The sequence below is a fragment of the Stenotrophomonas sp. C9D9 genome, from assembly GCF_056491205.1.
Genome location: NZ_JBSZIF010000004.1, coordinates 825,076 through 849,009, shown reverse-complemented (window position 1 = coordinate 849,009; position 23,934 = coordinate 825,076). Strand labels below are relative to the sequence as shown.

The window sequence follows — 23,934 nt, the reverse complement described above, 5'->3', positions numbered from 1 at the left end:
CGCCGTGCAGTCCGCGCCTGCAGGGCTGCTTGAGGGGGAGGGAGATTCCTCGCCGGCGACGGCCGTCGGGACCAGGACGGTCAGAATCGAAGGTGGTTGAGCGGAAGTCTCATGCTTGCCAAGTCCTTCGGCACGGCCAACCGGCTCAGCAGATGGCTTCCGCTTGCCGCCTACGCTGGGGCAGACGCTCTTCGCCTCTTCTTGCGAAGGGCGTACTGGAGGGCATGGGGCTGCCAGTTCACCTCAGTGCCATCTAGCGGGCGACGCTGCGGTACATCCGCGCCGCCAGGCGCGCAGCAGGTGCCGCGCCCGGAATCCGCAACAGGCGGTCGATGATGCGACCGAGCCTGCGGCCGATTCGCTGGCCCGAGGTTCCCATCTCCGCTGCCATCGTGGCCGGGTGCTTGAGCGCGTCGAGGTTGCGCAGCACCTTGGCGACCTGCGTTGCGTTGGCCAGGTTCATGGCCGAAGTCAACGCTTCATGGACTTCCACCGCGGAGCGGTGCCATCCGTCAGCTTCGCCCTGGCGCCGTTCGTCGGTCCAGACCGGCATCGCCTCCTGCAGCCGTTGCACCAGTTCGCGCGTGGTTTCGTAGGCGTGGATGTTGGCCGAGGCAGTGATGTGCGCTGCCAGCTCCCGGTTCAGGCCGCTGTCGCGTACCAGAACCGGCCGGCGATGGGCCAGTGCGTGCAACACGGGGAAGCCGAAGCCTTCGTAGTGGCTGGGGAACACCACGACGCGTGCATCGCGGTAGAACGAGCGGAAGGTGTCTTCATCAATGTTGCCTGCCTTGAACGACTGCACGTTGGCTGGCAGTTCGACATCCTCGGGGTAGCCGATGGCGATGATCTTCTGGCCAGGAAGCGCGCTGGCCAGCGCGTCGGTCGTTGCCCGCACGAACTTGTGGGTAAAGTGGTTGCCGATCACCAGGATGTGCGAACCCTCCGAGCCGGTAGGCTCGTAGCTGGCGTAGTCAGCAGGATCCAGTGAATGCAGCGAAACCTGCTGCAGGGTCGAGCTGCTGATCGGGTAGCGCAAGCGAATGCGATCAAGGGTGAACTGCGAGTTGGTGAACAACACGCTCATGTTCTCGAAGGCGAAACGCCACAGGCTGTCGTCGAAACCCAGCGCCAGGTAGCCGCAGTCAGTGGAAATGGTATCAAGCATGAAGATGCCGACGACCGGTGCGGTCTCGAACAGGTTCAGCAGGGTTTCCAGCTGGTAGGGTTGGCCAATGCGGACCACGGCGGCGACCCGGTTACGGTGGTCGCCGGGTTCCAGCCGGACGACTCCCGGCAGGCGATCCAGGCCGTGGAAAGCCCAAGCCTGTGCGCTGATGAAGACACCGATGCGGGTGTCCTTGGGCCATGCACGCTGCGAGGCAGACAACAGCTTGACGCCCGACTCGAACGTGCCGTTGTGGAACGGCCCGAAGGACGAGAAGTCGAAAGCAATCGTTCGTTTCCCCTGCACCGGGTCCAGTGCCTCCAGCAGCCGTTCGGCGCGGTACTCCGGCGATGTGAAGTAGCGATAGATGAGCGGGGCGTACTCCGGGTAGCGCTGGCGCAGCACGGCACCATTGATCTCCTCGCGCTCGGACCGTTGCTGGCCCGTGGTCGAGAAGGACTGTTCACCCTGGTGCCAGACGAAGGCATGGTTGGCCAGCGCGGCCCGATAGCCTGCGCGGTTGGCGCGCATGATCAGGTCGTTTTCTTCGTTGTAGCCCTTGCCATAGACGGTGTCGAAGATGCCGAACTCCGCCAACAGCGTGCCGCGGATCCACAGTGCGAAGCCGACGGCAGTGGGGATGAACGAGAAACGGGGCAGTCGGCGAGCGAGGGGCAGGAACTTGGCAAGCGCCTGCTCGACAGTCACATCGGCGTGCTCCATGGTGTATGGCAGCGTGGCCAGTGTCGCGTTGTTGCTGCGCGGGCAGACGAAGCCGATCATCGGATCGATCGCGGCTACTGCCAGGATCTCTTCGATGGCACCTGCGGTGACTTCGGTATCGGAGTTGAGCAGGAAGACGTCGGCGCCTTCCTCGATGGCGAGCTGGAAGGCGCGGTTGCAGGTGCCAATGAACCCGAGGTTCTCCTCGTTTGCCAGCGCACGCACCTCGACGCCGTCAAGACCTTCGGCGGCCGCTTTCTGCAATGCTGCGCCCAGTGGAGCGTAGTCCGGGCTGTCGTTGTACAGCCAGACGGACGCGCCTGCACGGGCCAGTTCCTCAGCGACGCTGCGCAGCCCGCGCATGAACGGATCCACCAGCTGCTCGTTGCGGTAGAACGGGGCGACGACATGCAGCGGGCGCTGCGCGCGTGCCTCAGCAGGCAGCGGCAGCGGATGGCTACGGTGTACGGCCGGAACGGCCGGTGCATCGGGCAGCATTTCGGGCAGGTACTGCGGCTTTTCCAGCAGCAGTGCCACCACGTCTTCCAGCGAGGTGATGCGCCGCATTCCTTCAACCATGTCCCCTTCCGCGCGTTCACGCGGCAGCAGGAACAGCCCGCATTCGGCGTTGGCGCCGTGGAAGTTGTCCGGGCAGTTGTTGAAGTTGTCGGGATTGAAGGCCGGGTAGACCACTCCAAAGGCGGCGTAGTCCAGCTGTGCCACGGCGGCCAAGGTGGTCGCTGCGCCCTCCACCGAGTTGCATTCGGCAAAGACAATCGGGCGGCAGCGCTGCAGCGTCTCCATGGCACCGGTAAGCACCTGCGCTTCCATGCCTTCCACGTCGACCTTCAGCAGATCCAGGCGTGGCAGCTGCAAGGAGTCGAGGGTGACGATGCGCACCGTGTAGCCGCGGCCGGCATCGATCAGGCTCAGGCCGCCCTGGTTCTGGGCCTCCTCGGCCGAATCGTCGAGCGAGATCGAGCCCGGATGGTCGGACAGGCCAGCATTATGGGCCGTGACCTGCCGGGTGAGTCCGTTACGTTCGATGTTGCGCTGGAGGATGGCAAAGGCATTGCGACGCGGTTCGAACGCGTGGACATGCCCCAGGCTGCCAACGTCCCTTCCCAAGGCCACGGCGTGGGTACCGATGAAGGAGCCGACGTCGGCGACAACGCTTCCCGGTGCAATGAAGCGGCGCAGCAGCTCGAGCTCGTTCTCGGCCCACTCCCCATACCAGCGCAGCGAGTCGGCGATGACGGTGTCGCCGGGGAGCGTTTCGAAAACGCCGTGACGTCCAGTAATGATGGTCATGAGCGATGAGATGTGCGGAACGACACTGCCAGCGGCTGAGCGCCGGAAATGCCGTGGACCAGTTGTGGGTTGAGGGCCGTCAGAACGATGGCATCGTGCAGCCAGTGGTGCTGCACATGGTCATCGCCGGGGCCCTCGGCGAGTGCGATATCCAGGCTGTATTCGCCGCGGATCAGGCGAGGGAGGCGCATCTGGAACGTTACGGTGAAGATGCTTCCCTGCTCGACGGCGATGGCCTCGTCGCGCAGGTAGCTGTCGGAGCTTTCGGCCACCAGATACTGCCCCTTGCGGTCCTTCAGCATGAAGCCGATGGCGGGATAGTCCAGCGCCTTGCCTGCCCGCGCGGTCACCACCAGGCGCACGTCGTCCTGCGAAGAGAACTCGGACACGATGTTGCCGTCGACGTCGGTGAACACCGCGCTCTCGATGTGCGCGCCCCCTGCGCCGAAGCTGTCCACATCCGGGCGGAAGGCGCCTGCATGGAAATGGGTCGCTTCCACGGTATCCGCATCGTAGCTGCCCTGGGCAAGGGCTGCGTTCGGCTTGGCCACCGCCGATTCCTGGCGGTCCGCATAGAGGTCGCGCAGATAGATGGCAGAGATCTCGCGCGCCGAGCCGATATCGCACTGGTACTGCCCGTCCTGCCGCCGCAGCAGCACGGCGGATGCGCAGAGTGCATTGACCGCGCCCATGTCATGGCTGACGAACAGGAGGGTGCCACCGCCGCGCTGGAAGCCTGCAAGGAACCGCATGCACTTCTGCTGGAAGTAGGCATCGCCGACGCTCAGCGCCTCGTCGATGATCAGGATGTCTGCATCCACATGGGCGATGACGGCAAATGCCAAGCGCACGTACATGCCGCTGGAATAGGTCTTCACCGGCTGGTTGATGAAATCGCCGATGTCGGCGAAGGCGGCGATTTCGGCGAAGCGACGGGTCACCTCCTCCTTTTCGACGCCGTATAGCGACGCGGCAAGATAGACGTTCTCGCGGCCGGAGAATTCGGGGTTGAAGCCGGCCCCCAGCTCCAGCAGTGCCGCCACCCGCCCATTGACGGTGATCGCGCCTTCGGTGGGAGTCAGCGTGCCGCAGATCATCTGCAGCAGGGTCGACTTGCCGGCACCGTTGCGGCCGATAATGCCCACCGTCTCGCCACGATGGATGGTGAAGCCCACATCGCGCAGTGCCCAGAATTCCCGGTAGTACTGCCGGCGGCCCCGCCACAGCATCTGCATCAGCCGGTGCGTCGGCTTCTCATAGACGTTGAAGCACTTGCCCAGGCCCTGCACCTGGATGGCGATGTCAGAGCACATCGGCAAACCCCTTGCGTGTGCGCTGGAAGAAGGCAAAGCCCAGGAAGAAAACCGCCAGCGAGACCAGCAGGCAGGTCGGATAGACCACAGGGTCCAGCCCCTTGCCCCACATCAGGACATCACGCATCTGCGCGACGATGGGCGCCAGTGGATTGATGTTCAGCACCGGCCGCAACGACGCCGGGATCGCATCGATCGGATAGAAGATGGGTGTCAGGAACATCACGGCGGTGGTGATGATCGCGGTGATCTGCGCGGTGTCGCGCAGGAACACACCCAGCGCCGAGAGCAGCCAGGCAATGCCGGTCATGAACAGGATCATCGGGACCATGACCAGCGGCGCCAGCAGCGCGGTCATCGGCGGCAGACCGGTGGACACCAGGTAGAACAGCAGCCAGACCATCAGGTTCACCGCCAGGCTGAACATCGCGGTGAGCACGCTGACCCACGGCAGGACCTCCAGCGGGAATACCACCTTTTTCACGTAGTTGGCGTTGCCGACGATCAGGCCCGGTGCGCGGTTGAATACCTCGCTGAACAGGTTGAACACCAGCAGGCCGCTGAACAGCACCAGGGCGAATTCGGTGCGCGAACCGCTGCCGCCGGGCCAGCGGGCCTTGAAGACCTCGCTGAACACCAGCGTATAGATGGCGAGCATGAAGACAGGCTGCACGAGCGCCCACGCCAGTCCCAGCAAGGACCCGCGGTAACGGGCGGCGATTTCGCGCGCCGCCAGTGCGAGGACCAGTCGTCGGTTGTCGATCAGGGACCGGATCAGTTGGCCGGGGGAACTGGGGAAGGCTTCCATTCAACGAGGGCGAGGAGATTGACCAGATAGTCTACTGCGGGCGGGTGAGGCCCGCATGGAGGCCGTTCAGGCTTTACCCCGCCTTGCTGCGAGCGAAGGTGAAGTGCTTGTGCCCAAGATAGGCGGTGAAGATCGGCACGGCCACACCGACCAAGTGGGCACTGAGTGGAATGTCCAATGGCCAGTTGAGCAGCGGCAGCAGCCAGCGCTTGAGCAGGACGCTGATGGCCAAGGTCTGCAGCAGGCTGACGGCATTGATGGCGATGAACCACGCTGCCTGCTGTCCGATGGGACGGTCCGAGCCCTTGAAAACCAGAACCCGGTTCAGAATGAAGGCCGTCAGCATGCCCAGCCCGTAGGCCAGACAGACGGCAACCTCGAAGGGCACAGCAAGGCTGAACAGGATCCGGCTACCCACGTTGACCGCAGCTGCTGTGCCGCCACAGATGATGAACAGGAGAAACTGGCGGCTCATGCAGGGGTCCTTGAGGCGGAGATCCGCGGTTGTGCCGCGGCATAGGTCAACAGCATCAACACCAGCACCAGTGCCGCGTACAGTAGTCGGCCAGCATGTTCTTCGGCCCACAGCCGCAGTGCGCTGAGGCCACCGATCCTCGAAGGCGGCGTCATGGCGATCCAGGTATGTGCGTCGTTGTCGACGAGGTGCAGCCGGTAATCGTCAGCCGGGAGCTGCACGACGCGCGTGCGCCAGCGTTCGCCCTGGACACCCTCGCGCACCAGGTCGACGCTATGGTGGCTGCCTTCCAGGCGTGCCGCGACTGCAGGCATGCCCGCGCCCGCATGCCGATAGGCGATCCAGCCGCCGTCCGTGCTGACCGCCGCACTGCGACAGTCGGCCTGGTTCGCGTCGCCGCTGCCAGGTGCGTAGGTGCCGATTGCATAGGGCAGTACCGGCAGCGTGGTGTAAGCCCCGGAGGAGCTGATTCCGCTGCAGGCCTGCACCGAGAACGGCAGTGGTCGACGAATCTCCAGCGGCATCATGTCCGCCGCGTCATTGGCCGCCAGGACCTTTGCGATGCGTTCGGCATCGGGATACGGGAACCGTCCCGGCGCCGCGCGCAGGGCCTCCAGGTCACCATCGCGCAGGTAGTCGGACAGCAGGCGTTCCTGCCGCGCACCCGCAGCCGAGCGCTCTTCCATGCTGGCCTGCGCCATGATCAGGGTGGGCTGCATGGACAGCGCGGTCCAGCCGATGAACACGGCCGGCACGGCGCCGCGTACCCAGGCAGGCCAACGGCCCGCGCTGCGGAAGCTGGCGTGCAGGACAAGCCACAGGTTGTTGATCACGCCGATCGTCAGCAGATCGGTGTAGCGCGATGACACGGCGTGTTCTACTTCGACTCCGCGGGAGTAGGCCATGGCCACGGCCTGCACGAGTACCCAGCCGGCGATGGCGAAGGCAAAGCGCTCCCCGCGCGGACCACTGGCCCGGGTAAGGAGCCGCCGCAGCATCACCACCGAAAGCACGGCCGTCGGTAGCCACAGCACCACTACGCTGATCCACAGGGGGCGAAGTGGCCAGGCCAGAGTGTTCTTCAGAGCCTGCAGGAACTGCGCAAGCGAGTGCGCATGGAACGTGTCGCCATGTGGCGCCTGCGGCATCATCAGCAAGCCTACCACCGCCACCACTACCAGTAATCCGAGGGCAATTCCGCCTTGGCGACGGTCCACGTCGCCGGACACCAGGCGGTGGACCAGTAGGCCCGCGGCGGCAGCGGCGGCGAACACGCCAGAGGCCATGGTGAACAGTGCCAGCCCGGCGCAGACCACCATGACGAGGATGCGAGTGCGGCCGAGGACGTCGGCCGACGCCAGCCAGACCGTCACCACTGACAGTAGCGCCAGGATGAAGAACTGGTTCTGGAAACCGGCGATCAGGTTCTCCCAGCCCAGGGGCGAAGCGGCCAGTGCGAAGGCTCCCAGCGCCAGCAGCGGACGCGCCGCCGCTGGCAGGGTGCGCATGCCCGCCCAGGCCATTGCACCGATGGCGGCTGCATGGGGGAGTACGTTGAACAGCATCTCCACCTTGGCGTCGAACTGGTTGCCGTTGAGGGCGAACAAACCCAGCGAGATCAGCCGGGTGAACAGGATGCGATGCTCATTGTGCGCGGCGAAGAAGTGGCCGATGTCCAGTTCGCCGCGCAGGTACGGCAGCAGCAGGTTGTCGAACTCCGCATCCCATTGGTCCCAGAACGGGCTGCTGCTGCCATGCGTCAGAACCAGGTAGGTGCGCACCGCGATCAACGACACCAGCAGGGCCGTCAGCAGGAACACCGGATCCAGGGGCTGGATCCATCCGGTCAGCCGCGCACGCGAGGCGCCTACCCATCCCTTCATCAGCGCAATGCCTCGTCCACCAGCGCCTGTGCGGTGTTGATGCTCTCGTTGATCGAGCGATCTTCAGGGTAGTAATACGCAGTGTCGGCCATGAAGAAGCCCTGCACCGGCGTGCGCATCGACGGCAGCATGTCCTGGAAGCCCGGCGGGCAGATCGTCTGCGCGAACTCATAGCGATGGCAGTGCGAGGCCAGCACCCAGTCACGCTTGAAGGCCGGGTTGATCCGTGCCAGGTAGCCCAGCACTTCCTCGATCAGCTCGGCGTTGGACTGCTGCCACTTCGGGTGGGTCTTGGGCATGTAGTACGGTGCGTACAGGATCTTCTGGCCCGGATCGTGGCCCGGGTTGAGGTTGCTGTACTCGATCACGCCCGGGATCTCGATGCCCGGGTCGCTGATGTTCATCCAGAAGTTCTCGCTCACCGCGTGCTTGAGCTTGAGGATCACGCAGGCGACGGGAATGTTCTGCACGGCAGCGACCTTGGCGCGGAAGTCCTCCGGCAGTCCCGGCACCAGCGCCGGCACGTACTGGATGGGTGCGGTGGAGATCACGCCGTCGTAGGCGGTGAATTCGCCGCCCACCGATACGCCGGTGACCTTGCCGTTCTCGGAAACCACTTCATCGATGCCACGGGACAGTTCGATGCGGCCACCACGGGCCTGGATGTCCTGCACCATGCGTTCCAGCAGCGTCATCGAGCCCCCTTCCAGGTAGCCCATGCTCTCGTTCATCAGGTTGCGGCGGGACAGCGCCACGCGCTTGATGCGCGTGCCGATCCAGCTGGCCGACAGGTTGTCCTTGAACTCGAAGAACTTCAGGCGGAAGGCATCCTTCCACATCACGTCATAGGCCTTCTGGCCGACCCAGCGGCGGATCCATGCGCCAGCCTCTTCCTTGTCCAGCGCCGTCCAGTCCTTGATGCCCTTGGTGTACATCACGTGCAGCGCATAGCGGAACTTGCTGATCGGCCCAAGGTGGGGGAAGGCGAGCAGTGCAAACGGGTTGCCCCACTTGTAGAGCTTTCCCTTGTAGAAATAGCCCATCTTGGTGTCGGTCCAGCGCAACGCCTTGGACAGGCCGTAGCGCTCCAGCAGCGCGAAGAGCGGATAGTCGGTCTTGCAGATGAAGTGGTAATAGCGCTCGATCGACAGGCCGTCGAAATCGAAGTTGGCCGACATGCCGCCAATGCGATCGTCACGCTCGTAGATCGTGACCGAGTGGCCCTGGTCGAGGAGTTTCACGGCGGCCATCAGGCCCATGGGGCCTGCGCCGATGATGGCATAATTTTTCATGTAACTCCTTGAATTTATTTCACTATCAGCAGGTGCTGTGGGCGGCTGGCAGGGTGGGGGCATGACGGATTGCGCGCAGGGGGACGCGCTGTCGGCAGGCACTATGCCGCAAGTCTGCGATGGAATCACTCCTGCCGGTCATGGTAGACGGTGTCGTCTTCGTTTCTGGTTGAAATAAATGAGGCTGCCAGCAGGGCGCCAGCCAGCAGCAGGGTTCCGCCGACGTAGGCGAGTTGAAGACCCGGCAGGAAGGTGCGGTCGAGAGCGTAGATCGACAGTGCAGCAATGACATTGGCCGCACAGGCCGCATGGAAGAGTGGACGCATCGCCTTCCAGGTCGCCAGGAGTATCGAGAGTTGCAACAGAACTACTGCGGCGTATGACCCTTGATGGATGTTTGCCGATCCACCCTGGAACAAAACGATCGCGCAGATAAGAAACGTGATCGTAGCCGTAGCCAGTGCCTGGAAAAGCGGCTTGTGAATCGACTCCAGCTGCTGTTGCCGCTGTTTGCGCCAGATCATCAACGCAATGCATGGAAGCAGCAGCAATGGGGAGGTGAACCACATCGCGTGGAACGTGTGGAAGAAGCTTTCCTCCACGAAATGGGATCTTGCTGAAGGGTCCCCGCCGAATATGACCTGCAGAGCCTGGTAAGGTGCGGTAAACGCACCTGCGGTGATTTCCTTGACATTTTCCAGGCGGGCCAGGAGCCACGTTGAAGGCGTGAGCTGGCCATATGCGCTGGTCAGGGCCTGCATCGTGCCCTCGTCGCTCACCGGAATCTTTCCAGCAAAGTGCCACTTGATCAGCCGGTTGCCAGGAGGGTCGATCAGTCTCTGGTAGGCGATCCAAGGCAGGTAAATGAGAGCCGAAAGGGCACCGGCGCGGAGCAGCATGGACACGCTTCGTCGTCGATACCACGCCAGGTGCAGGAGTGAGGTGCCTGCAAGAAAGAACAGCGCGCCGCCATGGGACAACAGTGCGAGCGCGGCTGCGACACCGGCTTGGCCCCAGCGGGTAGGCGTGGCTCTTCCGGGGAACAAAGCCATGTAGTAAATAAGGCAGAACGCTGCCGACAGCAGTTTGGGCCAGACCATCAGCGTATTGAGCAGGACCAGCGCGGACAGGCAAAGAGTGAAGAGCGCAATTGCGCGGCTGCGACGATCACTGATCAGCGTCAGCAGGCAGCCCAGCGGCACCAGCACGAGCGTCTGTGCCCATGTGGCTATGCCCTGATAGAGCAGCCCGCGGCTCCCTGGAAGGAGTTCCCGAATCATCAGGTAGAGCCCGGCTTGCAGGGGAGGCCTATCGCTGCTGAGCCAATCGCCAGCCATTGGGCTGACCAGATGGCCATCTGCAAGCATGTCGCCAAACATCAGAGGCAACCATCCATCCATCGCCAGTGGGAACCAGCGCTTGGCAGGTTCATCCCATTCATGACCTTGCCAATGGAACGGGAACAGGCCGATCCAAAGTACAAAGCATGCCAGCAGCACCCCCGGGAGAAGGATGCGTTGGACGCCCGTCACGTCTGCCGCGGACAGCTTGTGGTTGATCCTCGACATCAGTGCAAAGGACAACGGCAGCAGAAGGGCGGCCAGTGAAACTATCGCTCCAGCTTGCACCGATACCACGTACGCACAGAAAACCATGAACCAAACGCAGCCTGCGACCAGCAATCCCAACATGACCCGTTGGCTTGGTGTGCCGCGAATGGGCATGGCCAGCGATAGCGCCACCAGCCACACATTGCCGACGATTACGCCGAACAGCATGGGCCATGCGCCAGCAACTGAGGCGATTGCTGGGTTGGACGTGGAGGCGCCCATCCCGGCCCAGCCGAAGGTCGATGAGGTCTGGTCCTGCAGGCGGATCCGGAATCCCGTGAGCGAAACCGCAGGAGGAATGTCAAACGCTCTGCGCTCCCAGTGTTCAGCCGGATTGGAGAACGTGGTCAATGGAACTTCACGCCCCTCCGGGGAGATCGCACTGAGCGACATGCCCGGATTGGCAGGATAGCCGGTGAGCATGAGTTCTACGCGCTGGGTACCTGCCGGATAGAAGCCTGAAGTGATCGAGCCGATCCACCCATCGCCTCCTTCACAATATGAAATCCGACCCTCAAGCGACGGGGTTGCCGGCAGGAAGCTGGAGCTTGACGGAGGACAGCCGCCTTCTGTTTGCAGCACAGGATCGACGTATGAGCTGCAGCCGCCCAGGATCAGGAAGCACGCGAAAAGCAGCGCGACCAGCACGCGTGCGAGCAAGGCTGAAGCGCCGTGGGACTTATGACGCACGCCCCTTGGCAGTCGCATTGAACCGGGCATGGAGAGTCGTCTTCCTCGTTGGATAGCTGTGCTGGCTTTTACCGTCTTCCTACGAAGCAGGTAGTGCCGTATCTCCCCGTGGGAGACGGTGGGCGCCTATACCGGCAATGACGCGCCTGCCTCACTCGATTGGGATTGAGGCTGCGAATTGTCATTCAGCAGAATTGATCATCCTTGGGCAGAGTGAGGTGCGTGGCTCAGCGCTGCAGCACGATGTGGCTGTAGCGCGGGTCGGTATAGCTCTCGCGAATCGCTTCTTCAAACGGCGTCTGCTTCACCCCGAACACGGCCTCGGTGTCGATGCCCTTGAAGTCATCGCCGGCACTGAGTGCCTTCAGCTGGTCGGCGGTGAAGGGCGGTTTGCTGCTGAACAGGCTGTAGACCTTCAGCAGGAAGCCAAAGAAGCCGATCGGGATGTGCACGATCACCGTATGCAGCTTCTTGACCCGTTTGATGGTGCGGATGATGTCCACGTAATCCACGCGGGTATCGCCGACGATGTCGAAGACCTCGCCGTCCGGTTCGGTTTCGATGCACTTGGCGATGCAGCGGCAGAAGTCGCGTTCGTACAGGGGCTGGCGCATGAACTTGCCATCGCCCGGGATCGGGAATACTGGCGTGCGTGCCATGAAACGCGACAACCAACCCAGGTGTTTGGGGTCGAACCAGCCGAACATCAGCGTCGGGCGCAGCACGCAGTGGCGCTGGCCGCTGGCGACCACCATCTCTTCCTGCTCGCGCTTGGTGTTGGTGTAGTCATCCTTGGCCACCGAGTTCACCACCGAGGAGCTGATGTGCACCATGTAGGGCACTGCGGCGTCCTGGGTGGCCTTCAGCACGTGGCCGGTGGCGGTGATGTTGTTGCGCACGAACAGGTCGGTGGTCTTGCCGGTGATCTGCGCGTGCAGCTGCACCACGCAGGCGGCACCGTTGAATTCACCGGCCCACGCGCCAGGTTCAGCCAGGTCGGCTTTCACCACGCGGACATCCGGGTGCAGGCCGTGCAGGATATCCAGGTTGTGGGCATGCTTGTCGATGGCGACCAGCTGGGTGTAACCCTGCTGCTTGAGCTCGACGATCAGGTTCTGCCCCACCAGGCCGGCAGCACCGGTGATGACGATCTTGGCGTGCTTGTCGGTCATGTCAGAGCTTGATCCTGCGGAAGATGAATTCGGGAATGTTCTTGATGATCATCATGATGGCCCACCAGAAGCCGGGCAGGTAGGCAACGGCCTTGCGCTTGCCGATCGCCTTGAGGATGCCGGTGGCGACCTTGTCCGGTGTCGCCCACAGGGCGCCCTTCTTGAACGCGGCGGTCATCGGCGTATCGACGAAGCCGGGCTTGATGACCAGCACGTTGATGCCAGCCGGACGCAGGCGCTGGCCCAGGCCGCTCAGGTAGGCGGTGACCGCTGCCTTGGCGCTGCCGTACAGATAATTGCTGGCGCGGCCACGATCACCGGCTACCGAAGAAATGACGGCCAGGCTCGCACCGGACTGCAGGCGCTGTGCCAGGGCCGCTGCAAGGGCGATGGTGGACGTACCGTTGGTGGCAAACTCGCGCAGCGACAGCTCCACGGAGGCATCGCAGGCAGCCTGGTCGGGCAGGGTGCCGTGGGCGATCAGGACGGTATCGACGCCGCCCAGCGCGGCCCATGCGTTGTCCAGGAGGGCGCCATGGGCGGCCACATCGTTCACGTCCAGCACGCCGCTGTGCACGTGCGGGGCACCGCGCACGCGCAGGTCGGCGGCAATGGCGTCCAGCTTGCCGGCACTGCGACCCACCAGGTAGAGCGCGGCGCCACGTGCGGCGTATAGGCGCGCAACCGATTCGGCGATGGCCGAGGTCGCGCCGATGATCAGGATCTTCTGCATGGTTACTCCATCACCCGGCGCCAGAAGCCGGATGAGAATCGAGGGTCGATGAAGCGGGAGAAGGCTTCCCAGGCCGGGTTGGCCTGGCGGAACAACGCGCCGGACATGCGCGCGTCCTTGGCCGCGTATACGGCACCGCCCGCTTCGCTGACGATGTGGTCCAGGCGGTCGAGCATCTTCAACAGCTCGGGACCGTCGTTGGGGAAATCCAGCGCCAGGGTGGTGCCCGGGCGCGGGAAGGAGAGCAGCCCCGGCGAGGGCCGGTCGCCGAATTCCTTCAGCACCGCCAGGAACGAACCGCGCCCGCTGCGGGCAATTTCGCCCAGCAGCGCAGCGGTGGCGTCGCGCGCGGTGGCTGGCGGCAGCACGCACTGGTGCTGCAGGAAGCCGCGTGGGCCGTACATGCGGTTCCAGTGGTTGATGCCGTCCAGCGGATAGAAATAGCTCTGGTAGTGCGATACGTGGCGGGCCCGGCGAGCCGGCTGGCGCCAGTAGTACAGCGTGTTGAACGGACGCAGGGTCAGCGGATTGACCAGCGAAACCGGCGGCACGATGGGCATGCTGCGGCGAGGGGCCGAACTGGGCGTGGCCGCGTGGGCGTCGCCTGGTGCATGGTCGCCGCGCAGGAAATGCCCGCGACCAAGCGCGCGGCCCTTGGCCAGGCAGTCGATCCAGGCAACGGTGTATTCGAAATCATTGGCCGACTCGCGCGACAGCGCGAAGAACTCGTCCAGGTTGTCGAAACGGATCGACTCGGTTTCGATCCATGGGCCTGGTACCCGACGAAGCTGCAGCTCGGCCCAGGTGATGAAGCCGGTCAGGCCCAGCCCACCTGCGGTGGCGGCGAACAGGCCGCTGCTGTCGTCCGGCGTGAGTTGCTGGCGCGAACCATCGCTGCGCAGCAGTTCAAGGCGCAGCACGTGGTGGCAGAACGTACCTGCGCGATGGTGGTTCTTGCCGTGCACGTCGTTGCCGATTGCGCCGCCCACGGTGGCGTAACGAGTGCCGGGGGTGACCGGCAGGAACCAGCCGCGCGGCAGCGCGATGTCCAGGATGTCGGCCAGGGTTACCCCTGCCTCGCAGCGCACGATGCCCGTGGCCGGATCGAAATCGATGAAACGGTCCAGCGCGCGGCTGGTCAGCAGGGTCGCGCCTGGGTTCAGGCAGCTGTCGCCGTAACTGCGCCCATTGCCGTGGGGCAGCACCGTGCCGCCCGCTGCGGGCAGCGGCAGGGCAGCAGCGCGGTCGAGCACCGGAAGGATCCGCTGCTCTACCCGCGGGTAGCGCCCCCAGGACTGGCCAACCCCTGCACTCATATGGCGATCAGGACGATCAGCACGCACAGTGCGATGACGATCTGGCTGCCGCGGTCCATCGCCGCGAACACGATCGGGTCGTCATGCATGTCGCCCCGGTGCGAGACGATCCACATGCGGCTGATCCAGTACAGCAGGATCGGGCACAGCAGCCACAGCAGCTTGGGACTGGTATACAGCTCCAGGCTTTCCGGGCTGTTGATGTACAGCGCGAAAACCGCGACGCCAATGTAGCCGGCGGCCGCGCCCAGCGACTGCACCAGCGGCAGGTCGGACACCGAGTAGCCGCGGCCGATCGCCATTTCCTTGCCGCTGGCCAGTGCCGAGGCCAGTTCGGTGTAGCGCTTGAGCATGGCCAGGCTGAGGAACACGAACATCGAGAACGCCAGCAGCCAGAACGACAGTTCGGAGTTGATCGCCACCGCGCCGCCGATGATGCGCACCGTGTACAGCGCCGCCAGCATCACCACGTCGATCATTACAATGCGCTTGAGCTTGAGCGAGTAGCTCAGGGTCATCACGTAGTAGCACAGCAGCACGCCTGCGAAGGCCGGGCTGCAGGCCAGCGCCAGGGCGAAGCCGGCCAGGGTGATCAACGGCGCCACCAGCAGGCCATGCAGCAGCGGCAATGTGCCCGCGGCAAACGGGCGTTTGCGCTTGCGCGGGTGCATCCGGTCTGGGGTCAGGTCCAGCAGATCGTTGAGCAGATAGACGCCTGACGCGCACAGACCGAAGGCCAGGAAGGCCGTGCCTGCATCGATGATCGAGGTGAGATCGAAGAAACGGTGGGCGGTCAGCAGCGGTACCAGCACCAGCAGGTTCTTCAGCCACTGGTAGACGCGCAGCGCCTTGATCCAGGTGATCAGGCCGCCGTTCTGAGAGGGCAGGTGGGCAAGCACTTCTGTCTGCTTCGCGGCAGCGCTGGCCAGCCCGGCCCCGTTGTTGACCACGATCGCGCCGCCGGCATGGGCCCAGACCTTCAGGTCGACCGTGCCGTTGCCCATGTAATCGAAGCCTCGTTCGCCAAAGCGTGCTGCCAGTGCCTGCCCCTTGTTGCTGCCGGACAGGTTGGTGTGGCCGTCGCTGGCCATCACCTCTTCAAACAGTCCGAGGTGGTCTGCAATGGGCTGTACCAGCAGCCGGTCGGAGGCCGTGCACAGCACGCGGGGGCGCTGCGTGGTGGTGCGCAGTATGTCCAGCACCCGCTCGTCATAGGGCAGGGTCTCGGCGGGCAGTTGCACGCGCGAGGCCAGCTGGCGCTTTACGTAGGCTTTGCCCCGCAGCAGCCAGAACGGCACCAGGAACAGGTACAGCGGGTTGTGGGCCAGCAGGGCCAGCAACGATTCGTACAGGATGTCCGAGCGGAGCAGGGTGCCATCCAGATCGACGCATAGGGCACGAGAAGAGGTCACAGCCGAGGTGCCTCGTCGCAGAAAATGGCGTGATGCTGCATGTACTTCCTTTTCCACACGGTTGAATTCACCCTGAATGATAAGGGAACCGGCTGAGACGCGCAGCCATCCACCTTCTGAACGTCACGGCCTGGCTTTCAGCTCCAGAAACGCCATTGCGAGCATTCCCACAACCACCGCCAGCCACAGGCTGACCAGGCGGATGCCGATCGCCACGGTCAGCGCGGTATCCACCGCAACGCCGCTGGCACCGAGCATGACCACGATCGCCGCTTCGGTGGTGCCCACGCCGCCGGGGACGAACGACAGGGCACCGACCAGCATGGCCAGCGGGTAGATGCCGAGCGCCAACGGCCACGGCAGGGCAATGCCCAGCGCCTGGCACAGCAGGGCGAAGGCCGCGGCGGTCAACAGCCACGCGGCAGCGCCCTGCAGGCTGGCGGGCAGCAGCAGGCGCATGCGCAACAGGGGGCCGAGGGCGCTGGCACCACTGACCAGGAAGTGGCCCAGCCGCCGCACCGGCGAACCCGGCAGGTGCTCGATGACGCCGTGCGCGGTGCGCGCCAGCGGCGGCCAGCAGCCCAGCAGGCCCAGGGCCAGCAGCACGCCCAGAATGATCGCCGCCAGGGCGCCGAACGCCGGAATCAGGTGCGCGGCGCCAATTGCCAGCACGGTGATCACCAGCAGGTCCAGCGCACGTTCGAAGATGAAGGTGGCCAGGGTGGCGCCAGCCGGAACGCCCTGCCAGCCGAAATAGCGGATGCGCAGCAGTTCGCCTGCCTTGCCGGGCGACGCGGTGAAGGCAAAACCAGCCAGGTAGGCCAGTGCGCCCCGGCCCCAACTGTGCGGGCGCAGCCCCTGTGCGGCGAGCACCGCGCGCCAGCGCTGGTAGCGGAACACATAGCTGGCCAGCACCAGGGCACTGCACAGCAGCAGCGTGCCGGCCTGCGCGGCCAACTGCGAAAGGATGTTGCGGTCGCGGTCGATGTACCAGAGGACCGCCAGGTAGGCCGCCGCCGTGGCGGCGACCCACAGGCCTGCGCGGCCCCGGCGAGCCGGCTTCACCGGCGCCGGGGACGAGCAGTCAGACATTACAGCGCAGCTTCCAGCTCCGGCAGGATCGTAAACAGATCCCCCACCAGGCCGATATCGGCAATCTCGAAGATCGGCGCATCGCCGTCCTTGTTGATCGCGACGATCGTGCCGGCATCCTTGATGCCGGTCAGGTGCTGGATGGCACCGCTGATGCCGACGGCCACGTACAGTTCCGGCGCGATGATCTTGCCGGTCTGGCCGACCTGCAGGTCGCTGGGCACGTAGCCGGCATCCACCGCGGCGCGCGAGGCACCGACGGCGGCGCCGAGCTTGTCGGCCAGCTGGAAGATGACCTTGAAGTTCTCTTCCGAACCGACACCACGGCCGCCGGAGACCACGCGCTTGGCGCTCTGCAGGTCCGGGCGGTCGCTGGCACCGGCGGCGAGGCCGACGAAGCGGGTGTGGGTCGGCAGGGCAGCATCGACGCTGGCCGCTTCGATGGCGGCGCTGCCGCCCTGGGCCGCTTCCGGCCACGACGCGGCACGCACGGTGGCGACCACAATCTGGTCGGCCGGGGCTTCCACGGTGATGATCGCGTTGCCGGCGTAGATCGGGCGCTTGAAGGTGTGGCTGCCTTCAACGCTCATCAGGTCGGAGACCTGGTTGACGCCGAGCAGGGCGGCCACGCACGGCATCAGGTCCTTGCCGAAGGTGGTCGACGGGCCGAACACGTGGGTGTAACCCTTTGCCAGCTGCGCGATCTGCGGCGCCAGCACCTGGGCGATCGCCTGCGCGTTGGCGGCGTTGGCCACGGTCAGGACCTTGGCGACGCCGGCGATCTTCGCGGCCTCGGCGGCCACGGCAGCCGGATCGGCGGCCAGCACCAGCACGTCGATGCTGGCACCGCTGATGGCAGCGGCGGCGCTGACGGTCTTGGCGGTGGCGGCGTTGAGCTTGCCGTCGTGGTGCTCGGCGATGACGAGAATCCTGCTCATTACAGCAACCCCTTCTGCTTGAGTGCGGCAACCAGTTCGGCCGCGTCCTTGACCATCACACCCTTGCTGCGCTTGGACGGCGCGGCGTACTGGGTGGTCTTGAAGGTGTCGGCGGCTTCAACGCCGAGGTCGGCCAGCTGCAGGGTCTCCAGCGGCTTGGCCTTGGCCTTCATGATGTCCGGCAGCTTGATGAAGCGCGGCTCGTTCAGGCGCAGGTCGGTGGTGACCACGGCCGGCAGATCGACTTCCAGCGTTTCCAGGCCGGCGTCGACTTCACGGGTGACCGTGGCCTTGCCGTCGGCAATGTCCAGCTTGCTGGCGAAGGTCGCCTGCGGACGGCCCCACAGCGTGGCCAGCATCTGGCCGGTCTGGTTGGCGTCGTCGTCGATCGCCTGCTTGCCCAGGATCACCAGGTCCGGCTGTTCCTTCTCGATCAGCTTGAGCAGGGTGCGTGCGGCGGTCAGCGGCTGGATGGCCTGGTCGGTGACCACATGGACGGCGCGGTTGGCGCCCATGGCCAGGCCGTTGCGCAGATGCGCCTGGGCGTCAGCCGGGGCGATGGTGGCGACCACGACTTCGCTGGCGATGCCCTTGTCGCGCAGGCGCAGGGCTTCTTCCAGGGCGATTTCATCGAAGGGATTGGGGGACAGCTTGACGCCGTCGGTGACCACGCCGGAACCGTCCGGCTTGACCTGAATGCGGACGTTGTAGTCCACCACGCGCTTGTACGCGACGAGGATTTTCATCTGGTACGGGGTCCTTCAATAACGGGGAGAACGTCCGGTCCTCGCACAGCAACCGGTTCGGGGGTGGGATCCCGATTCTAGCTGGCTTGGGGCGACCATGCGAATGCGTATGGTTATGCTGCGGTGCCGCAAAAACGCGGGGTGCGGCGCTTCGTTCACGGTGCGAAGGCAGTCGTGAAGGTGCCCCCGATGTATCCTGTTGCGCTGAATCGGGCTGCGGCATGCGACCCAATTGAACCATCAACAGGAGAACAGGTAGTGCCCACATGGCTTGTCACCGGCGGTGCCGGATTCATTGGCGGTAACTTTGTTCTCGAAGCGGTCGCCCGTGGTATCAAGGTCGTCAATCTCGACGCCCTGACCTATGCCGGCAACCTGAAGACCCTGTCCAGCCTGGAGGGCAACCCGAACCACGTGTTCGTGCAGGGTGACATCGGCGACAGTGCTCTGGTGACCCGTTTGTTGGCCGAGCACCAGCCGGATGCGGTGCTGAACTTTGCCGCCGAGAGCCATGTGGACCGTTCCATCGACGGTCCGGGCGCCTTCATCCAGACCAACGTGGTGGGCACCCTCGGCCTGCTGGAAGCGGTGCGCGACTACTGGAAGGCGCTGCCGGCCGGGCAGGGCGCGGCCTTCCGCTTCCTGCACGTGTCCACTGACGAGGTGTACGGCACCCTGGGTGAGACCGGGAAGTTCAGCGAAACCACCCCGTATGCCCCGAACTCGCCGTACTCGGCGTCGAAGGCGGCCTCGGATCACCTGGTGCGCGCCTTCCATCACACTTACGGGCTGCCGGTGCTGACCACCAACTGCTCGAACAACTACGGTCCGTACCACTTCCCGGAGAAGCTGATCCCGCTGGTGATCGCCAAGGCGCTGGCCGGCGAGCCGCTGCCGGTGTACGGCGATGGCAAGCAGGTGCGTGACTGGCTGTTCGTGTCCGACCATTGCGAAGCGATCCGCACCGTGCTGGCCAAGGGCCAGGTTGGCGAGACCTACAACGTCGGCGGCAATTCCGAAAAGCAGAACATCGAAGTGGTGCAGGCGATCTGCGCACTGCTGGACCAGCGCCGCCCGCGCGCGGATGGCCAGCCGCGCAGCAGCCAGGTCACCTATGTCACCGACCGCCCCGGCCATGACCGCCGCTACGCGATTGATGCCTCCAAGCTGAAGAACGATCTGGGCTGGGAACCGGCCTACACCTTCGAGCAGGGCATCGCCTTCACCGTTGACTGGTACCTGGACAACCAGGAATGGGTCAACGGCGTGCTGGATGGCAGCTACCGCCTGCAGCGCATCGGCACAGCGGCCTGAACCCAGGAGACACCATGACCCAGCGCAAGGGCATCATCCTCGCCGGTGGTTCCGGCACCCGGCTGTATCCGATCACCAAGGGCGTCAGCAAGCAGCTGCTGCCGGTGTACGACAAGCCAATGATCTATTACCCGCTCAGCGTGCTGATGCTGGCGGGCATCCGCGAAGTGCTGATCATCAACACGCCGCATGAGCAGGCGTTGTTCCAGCAGTTGATGGGCGACGGTTCGCAGTGGGGCATGGACATCCAGTACGCGGTGCAGCCGAGCCCGGATGGCCTGGCCCAGGCCTACCTGATCGGCCGCGATTTCGTCGCCGGCAAGCCGAGCTGCCTGGTGCTGGGTGACAACATCTTCCACGGCCACGGGCTGCGCGAGGTACTCAAGCGTGCAGACGGGCGCGTGCACGGCTCGACCGTGTTCGGCTACTGGGTGAATGATCCGGAACGTTACGGCGTGGCCGAGTTCGACCAGAGCGGGAAGGTGATCGACCTGGTCGAGAAACCGGAAAGGCCACGCTCGAACTATGCGGTGACCGGCCTGTACTTCTATGACGGCAACGCCAGCGATTACGCGGCCGAACTCAAGCCGTCGCCGCGCGGCGAGCTGGAGATCACCGATCTCAACAAGCGCTACCTGGCCGAAGGCAACCTGCACCTGGAGGCGCTCGGCCGTGGCTATGCCTGGCTGGATACCGGCACCCACCAGTCACTGCTGGAGGCCTCCAACTTCATCGAGACCATCCAGACCCGTCAGGGCCTGCAGGTCTGCTGCCCCGAGGAAATTGCATTCGGGCAGGGATGGATCACTGCCGAACAGCTGGAAGCACTGGCCGCGCCGTTGATCAAGAACGGCTACGGCCAGTACCTGCACAAACTCGCCCTGCGTGGAGTCGTTCCGTGAAAGTGATTGAAACCAAGTTACCCGGCTGCGTGGTGATCGAGCCGGCCGTGTTCGGCGATGCCCGTGGTTACTTCTTCGAAACCTGGAACGCCGAGCGCTTTGCTGCGCTGGGACTGCCGGACCGTTTCGTGCAGAGCAACGTCTCCACCTCCGCGCAGGGCGTGCTGCGCGGCCTGCATTACCAGTGGCCGCGGCCGCAGGGCAAGCTGGTCAGCGTGCTGGAAGGCGAGGTCTATGACGTGGCCGTGGACATCCGTCGCGGCTCGCCGACCTTCGGCCAGTGGGAAGCGGTGGTGCTGAGCGCGGAGAACAAGAAGCAGTTCTGGATTCCGGAGGGCTTCGCCCACGGTTTCGCCGTGCTGTCCGAGCGTGCGGTGTTCAGCTACCTGTGCACCGAGGTCTACCTGAAGGACTTTGATGCCGGCGTGCGCTGGAACGATGCCGACATCGCAGTGGACTGGCCGGTCAGCGCACCGACCCTGTCGGCCAAGGACGAGAACGCGCCGTTCCTGAAGGACATCGCCGAAGACCGTCTGCCGGTCTACGTCGCATGACGGTGCTGGTGTTTGGTGGCAACGGCCAGGTCGGCCAGGAACTGCTGCGCGCGCTGGCACCGCTGGGCCAGGTGGTCGCGACCACCCGCAGCGGTGCCCTGCCCGACGGAAGTGCCTGCGAAACGGCCGATTTCGGCCAGCCCGACAGCCTGCCGGCATTGCTGGACCGCGTGCAGCCATCGCTGGTGGTCAATGCGGCCGCCTATACCGCAGTTGATCGTGCCGAGCAGGAGGTCGAAGCTGCCTTTGCTGCCAATGCGCAGGCGCCGGGCGTGATCGCGCGCTGGTGTGCGGCGCATGGCGTGCCGCTCGTGCATTACTCCACCGACTACGTGTTCGATGGCCAGGGCAGCGCGCCCTACCGCGAGGACGAGCCGACCGCACCGCTGGGCGTGTATGGCACCAGCAAGCGCGATGGCGAGGATGCGGTGCGCGCCGCTGGTGGCCGTCACCTGATCTTCCGCACGGCGTGGGTGTATGCATCGCACGGCGCCAACTTCCTGCGCACGATGTTGCGGGTGGGTGCCGAGCGTGACGTATTGCGTGTGGTGGCCGACCAGATCGGTACGCCGACGCCGGCGGCGCTGATCGCCGATGTCACCGCGCAGGCACTGCAGCATCCGGGCCAGCTTTCGGGGACCTGGCACCTGACCGCCAGTGGCCAGACCAGTTGGCACGGTTTTGCCGAAGCGATTTTTGCCGAGGCGCTGGCGACGGGAGTACTGGCCAAGGTGCCGTCGGTTGAAGCGATTGCCAGTTCCGAGTACCCGACACCGGCCAAGCGCCCGGCCTGGTCGGTGCTGGACAACCGTAAGCTGCAGCAGGATTTCGGCATCGTGCTGCCGGAGTGGCAGGACGGCCTGAAGCGGGTGATGGCACAGTTCTGATCGCCGGCCGCGCGGTGCGGCGGATGACGGAAGCCCGGCCTTGGCCGGGTTTCTGCTTCTTCGCGCTGTGCAACGTTTCGAACCAGGCATTGCTGAGCGTGAGTACGCGCGAATCCGGTGCTGCTGAACTACCATGCGCATCTGGATTCTCCCGCGCAGTGCGTCGAAGTTGCTGCGCTTGTACCTGGAAGGACGCTCCATGAATCTGCCTGCTTTGCACGCCCGCGCATCGCGAAAGTGGTCTCCACTCATGCTGGCACTGGGTGTCGGCGCGCTGGCGCTGCTGGCACGACTGCTGTACGTACAGTTCTTCGCTACGCCGATGCCCTACATGGATCAATGGGATGGGGAGTGGGCCTCTGCGCTCAAACCATGGCTGGAAGGAACATTGCAGTGGCAGATGTTGCTCGCGCCGCACAATGAGCATCGCATCCTGCCCACGCGCCTGGTCACCCTGCTGTCGTATGCCGTCACCGGGCAGTGGAACAACGTCTACGAAGCACGGGTCGCGGCGGTCGTGTTCTGCTTCATCCCCGCATTGCTGGTCTGGCACGCGTTTCGCGACGTGGGCGCTGCTGTGGGTCGCTGGATGCTGCTGCTGTTGGCGATTCTGCTGTCAGTCCTGCCGTTCGCGTGGGAGAACTTCCTCGTTGGCTTCCAGTCGCAGTTCTACTTCCTGATCCTGTCCAGCATCGTGGCCATCGCACTGGTGGCCAGGCACCATCAGAATATTGTGGCATTGCCTGCTGCGATCGCACTGAGCGTGTTTGCCAGTGTCACCATGGCATCGGGCCTGCTGACCGCAGTGGCAACAGCTGCGACCTGTGTCCTGGCCTGCATCTGCCTTCCCGGCCGACGAGTGCCGGCGTTGTGCGCAACAGCAGTGCTGGCGGCCGTCGCGATGGTCGCCTACGCTCAGGTTCCCGTGATCGAGGTCAATACGGTCTTGCGTGCGCAGAGCGCAGGCGAGTTCATCTACGCCGCGTCTCGGGTTCTGGCGTGGCCCATGCGGTCAGGTGGGTTCGCACTGATCATCTGGCTGCCTGCCACCGTGATGGTCGTGCGCATGGTGATCCGCCGGCAAGCGTCGCCCACCGACCTGGTGATGGCAGGACTCTGCATCTGGTCTGCGCTTCAGGCATTGGCCATCGCCTATGGCCGCGGCCATGACATGAGGGCGCCGATGTCCCGCTATACGGAACTGTTTGTGCCTGGCTTGTTTGCCAACGCATGGTTTGCCATCCAATTGTGGGGCCTGGCTTCGAAGGGCCCGCGACTGCGCACGGCAAGGCGTACGGCGGTGCTCCTGTTCGCGCTTGTCGTTGCATATCCACTGCTGGGCCGGATCGGAAAGGATGTTGCCAAGCTCCAGCATTTCAGCGCGGCAGCGCGGCTGCAACAGGACAATGTCCGGCGCTACCTTGCGGGCGCTGACCTCCGTGCGCCGCAGGCGGGCGAGTTCGAGCTGCCGTATCCCGACACGAACCGCCTCAAGTCCTATCTGGATGATCCGGTCCTGCGCCGGATCCTTCCTGTAGACCGTGCCGGATCGGCGCCCCTGGAGGGCGCCGGAGCTCAGCGGCGCTGAGAGTTGA

Annotated in this window: 19 protein-coding genes; 5 read left to right on the top strand and 14 right to left on the bottom strand. The window is 64.5% G+C overall.

Going from position 1 to position 23,934, the window contains the following annotated elements:
• Positions 1-253: 253 nt before the first annotated feature.
• The 14 genes from ACXI0D_RS09345 to ACXI0D_RS09280 all read right to left on the bottom strand — a co-directional run bounded on the left by ACXI0D_RS09345 (position 254) and on the right by ACXI0D_RS09280 (position 18,682).
• Entirely contained in the window at positions 254-3,202 is a 2,949-nt protein-coding gene (locus tag ACXI0D_RS09345) for an FkbM family methyltransferase (RefSeq protein ID WP_119007491.1), read from the bottom strand.
• A complete protein-coding gene (locus ACXI0D_RS09340; RefSeq protein WP_119007490.1) occupies positions 3,199-4,515 on the bottom strand; it encodes an ABC transporter ATP-binding protein in 1,317 nt (438 codons plus the stop codon). Before ACXI0D_RS09340 ends, ACXI0D_RS09345 begins: the two co-directional genes overlap by 4 nt.
• Positions 4,505-5,323, bottom strand: coding sequence for an ABC transporter permease (locus ACXI0D_RS09335; RefSeq protein WP_119007489.1), 819 nt, complete (start codon positions 5,321-5,323; stop codon positions 4,505-4,507). The genes ACXI0D_RS09340 and ACXI0D_RS09335 overlap by 11 nt, the downstream gene beginning before the upstream one ends.
• A gap of 73 nt (positions 5,324-5,396) precedes the next feature.
• Positions 5,397-5,798: a GtrA family protein gene (locus ACXI0D_RS09330; RefSeq protein WP_119007488.1), complete on the bottom strand. Its 402-nt coding sequence runs from the start codon at positions 5,796-5,798 to the stop codon at positions 5,397-5,399.
• Positions 5,795-7,681, bottom strand: coding sequence for a hypothetical protein (locus ACXI0D_RS09325; RefSeq protein WP_119007487.1), 1,887 nt, complete (start codon positions 7,679-7,681; stop codon positions 5,795-5,797). The genes ACXI0D_RS09330 and ACXI0D_RS09325 overlap by 4 nt, the downstream gene beginning before the upstream one ends.
• A complete protein-coding gene (locus tag ACXI0D_RS09320; protein WP_119007486.1) occupies positions 7,681-8,973 on the bottom strand; it encodes an NAD(P)/FAD-dependent oxidoreductase in 1,293 nt (430 codons plus the stop codon). Before ACXI0D_RS09320 ends, ACXI0D_RS09325 begins: the two co-directional genes overlap by 1 nt.
• Positions 8,974-9,098: 125 nt before the next feature.
• The gene (locus ACXI0D_RS09315) at positions 9,099-11,243 is read right to left on the bottom strand and encodes a hypothetical protein (protein ID WP_147416472.1); all 2,145 of its coding nucleotides are present in this window, start codon (positions 11,241-11,243) and stop codon (positions 9,099-9,101) included.
• 257 nt (positions 11,244-11,500) lie between these two features.
• Positions 11,501-12,445 (bottom strand): NAD-dependent epimerase/dehydratase family protein, encoded by a 945-nt coding sequence (locus ACXI0D_RS09310; RefSeq protein WP_119007484.1) that lies wholly within the window; start codon positions 12,443-12,445, stop codon positions 11,501-11,503.
• A 1-nt stretch (position 12,446) separates the two neighbouring features.
• Entirely contained in the window at positions 12,447-13,178 is a 732-nt protein-coding gene (locus ACXI0D_RS09305; protein WP_119007483.1) for an SDR family oxidoreductase, read from the bottom strand.
• 2 nt (positions 13,179-13,180) lie between these two features.
• Entirely contained in the window at positions 13,181-14,494 is a 1,314-nt protein-coding gene (locus tag ACXI0D_RS09300) for an FAD-binding oxidoreductase (protein ID WP_119007482.1), read from the bottom strand.
• Complete coding sequence (locus tag ACXI0D_RS09295) at positions 14,491-15,906, bottom strand: UbiA family prenyltransferase (protein ID WP_119007481.1); 1,416 nt, start codon at positions 15,904-15,906, stop codon at positions 14,491-14,493. The genes ACXI0D_RS09300 and ACXI0D_RS09295 overlap by 4 nt, the downstream gene beginning before the upstream one ends.
• Positions 15,907-16,029: 123 nt before the next feature.
• A complete protein-coding gene (locus ACXI0D_RS09290) occupies positions 16,030-16,998 on the bottom strand; it encodes a lysylphosphatidylglycerol synthase transmembrane domain-containing protein (protein ID WP_119007480.1) in 969 nt (322 codons plus the stop codon).
• Positions 16,998-17,936 (bottom strand): electron transfer flavoprotein subunit alpha/FixB family protein, encoded by a 939-nt coding sequence (locus tag ACXI0D_RS09285; protein WP_119007479.1) that lies wholly within the window; start codon positions 17,934-17,936, stop codon positions 16,998-17,000. The genes ACXI0D_RS09290 and ACXI0D_RS09285 overlap by 1 nt, the downstream gene beginning before the upstream one ends.
• Complete coding sequence (locus ACXI0D_RS09280; RefSeq protein ID WP_014035896.1) at positions 17,936-18,682, bottom strand: electron transfer flavoprotein subunit beta/FixA family protein; 747 nt, start codon at positions 18,680-18,682, stop codon at positions 17,936-17,938. The genes ACXI0D_RS09285 and ACXI0D_RS09280 overlap by 1 nt, the downstream gene beginning before the upstream one ends.
• A 258-nt stretch (positions 18,683-18,940) precedes the next feature.
• On the opposite strand from ACXI0D_RS09280, the gene rfbB reads away from it, so the two are divergent.
• From rfbB to ACXI0D_RS09255, 5 genes are all read left to right on the top strand, one after another.
• Positions 18,941-19,996: a dTDP-glucose 4,6-dehydratase gene (rfbB, locus tag ACXI0D_RS09275; protein WP_119007478.1), complete on the top strand. Its 1,056-nt coding sequence runs from the start codon at positions 18,941-18,943 to the stop codon at positions 19,994-19,996.
• A 14-nt stretch (positions 19,997-20,010) separates the two neighbouring features.
• Complete coding sequence (rfbA, locus tag ACXI0D_RS09270; RefSeq protein ID WP_119007477.1) at positions 20,011-20,898, top strand: glucose-1-phosphate thymidylyltransferase RfbA; 888 nt, start codon at positions 20,011-20,013, stop codon at positions 20,896-20,898.
• Positions 20,895-21,452 carry a dTDP-4-dehydrorhamnose 3,5-epimerase gene (rfbC, locus tag ACXI0D_RS09265; RefSeq protein WP_049443078.1) on the top strand — a complete coding sequence of 186 codons (558 nt, stop codon included), beginning with the start codon at positions 20,895-20,897 and terminating at the stop codon, positions 21,450-21,452. Before rfbA ends, rfbC begins: the two co-directional genes overlap by 4 nt.
• Positions 21,449-22,339 carry a dTDP-4-dehydrorhamnose reductase gene (rfbD, locus tag ACXI0D_RS09260; protein ID WP_119007476.1) on the top strand — a complete coding sequence of 297 codons (891 nt, stop codon included), beginning with the start codon at positions 21,449-21,451 and terminating at the stop codon, positions 22,337-22,339. The genes rfbC and rfbD overlap by 4 nt, the downstream gene beginning before the upstream one ends.
• Positions 22,340-22,538: 199 nt before the next feature.
• Positions 22,539-23,927 carry a hypothetical protein gene (locus ACXI0D_RS09255; RefSeq protein WP_479642509.1) on the top strand — a complete coding sequence of 463 codons (1,389 nt, stop codon included), beginning with the start codon at positions 22,539-22,541 and terminating at the stop codon, positions 23,925-23,927.
• Positions 23,928-23,934: the final 7 nt, after the last annotated feature.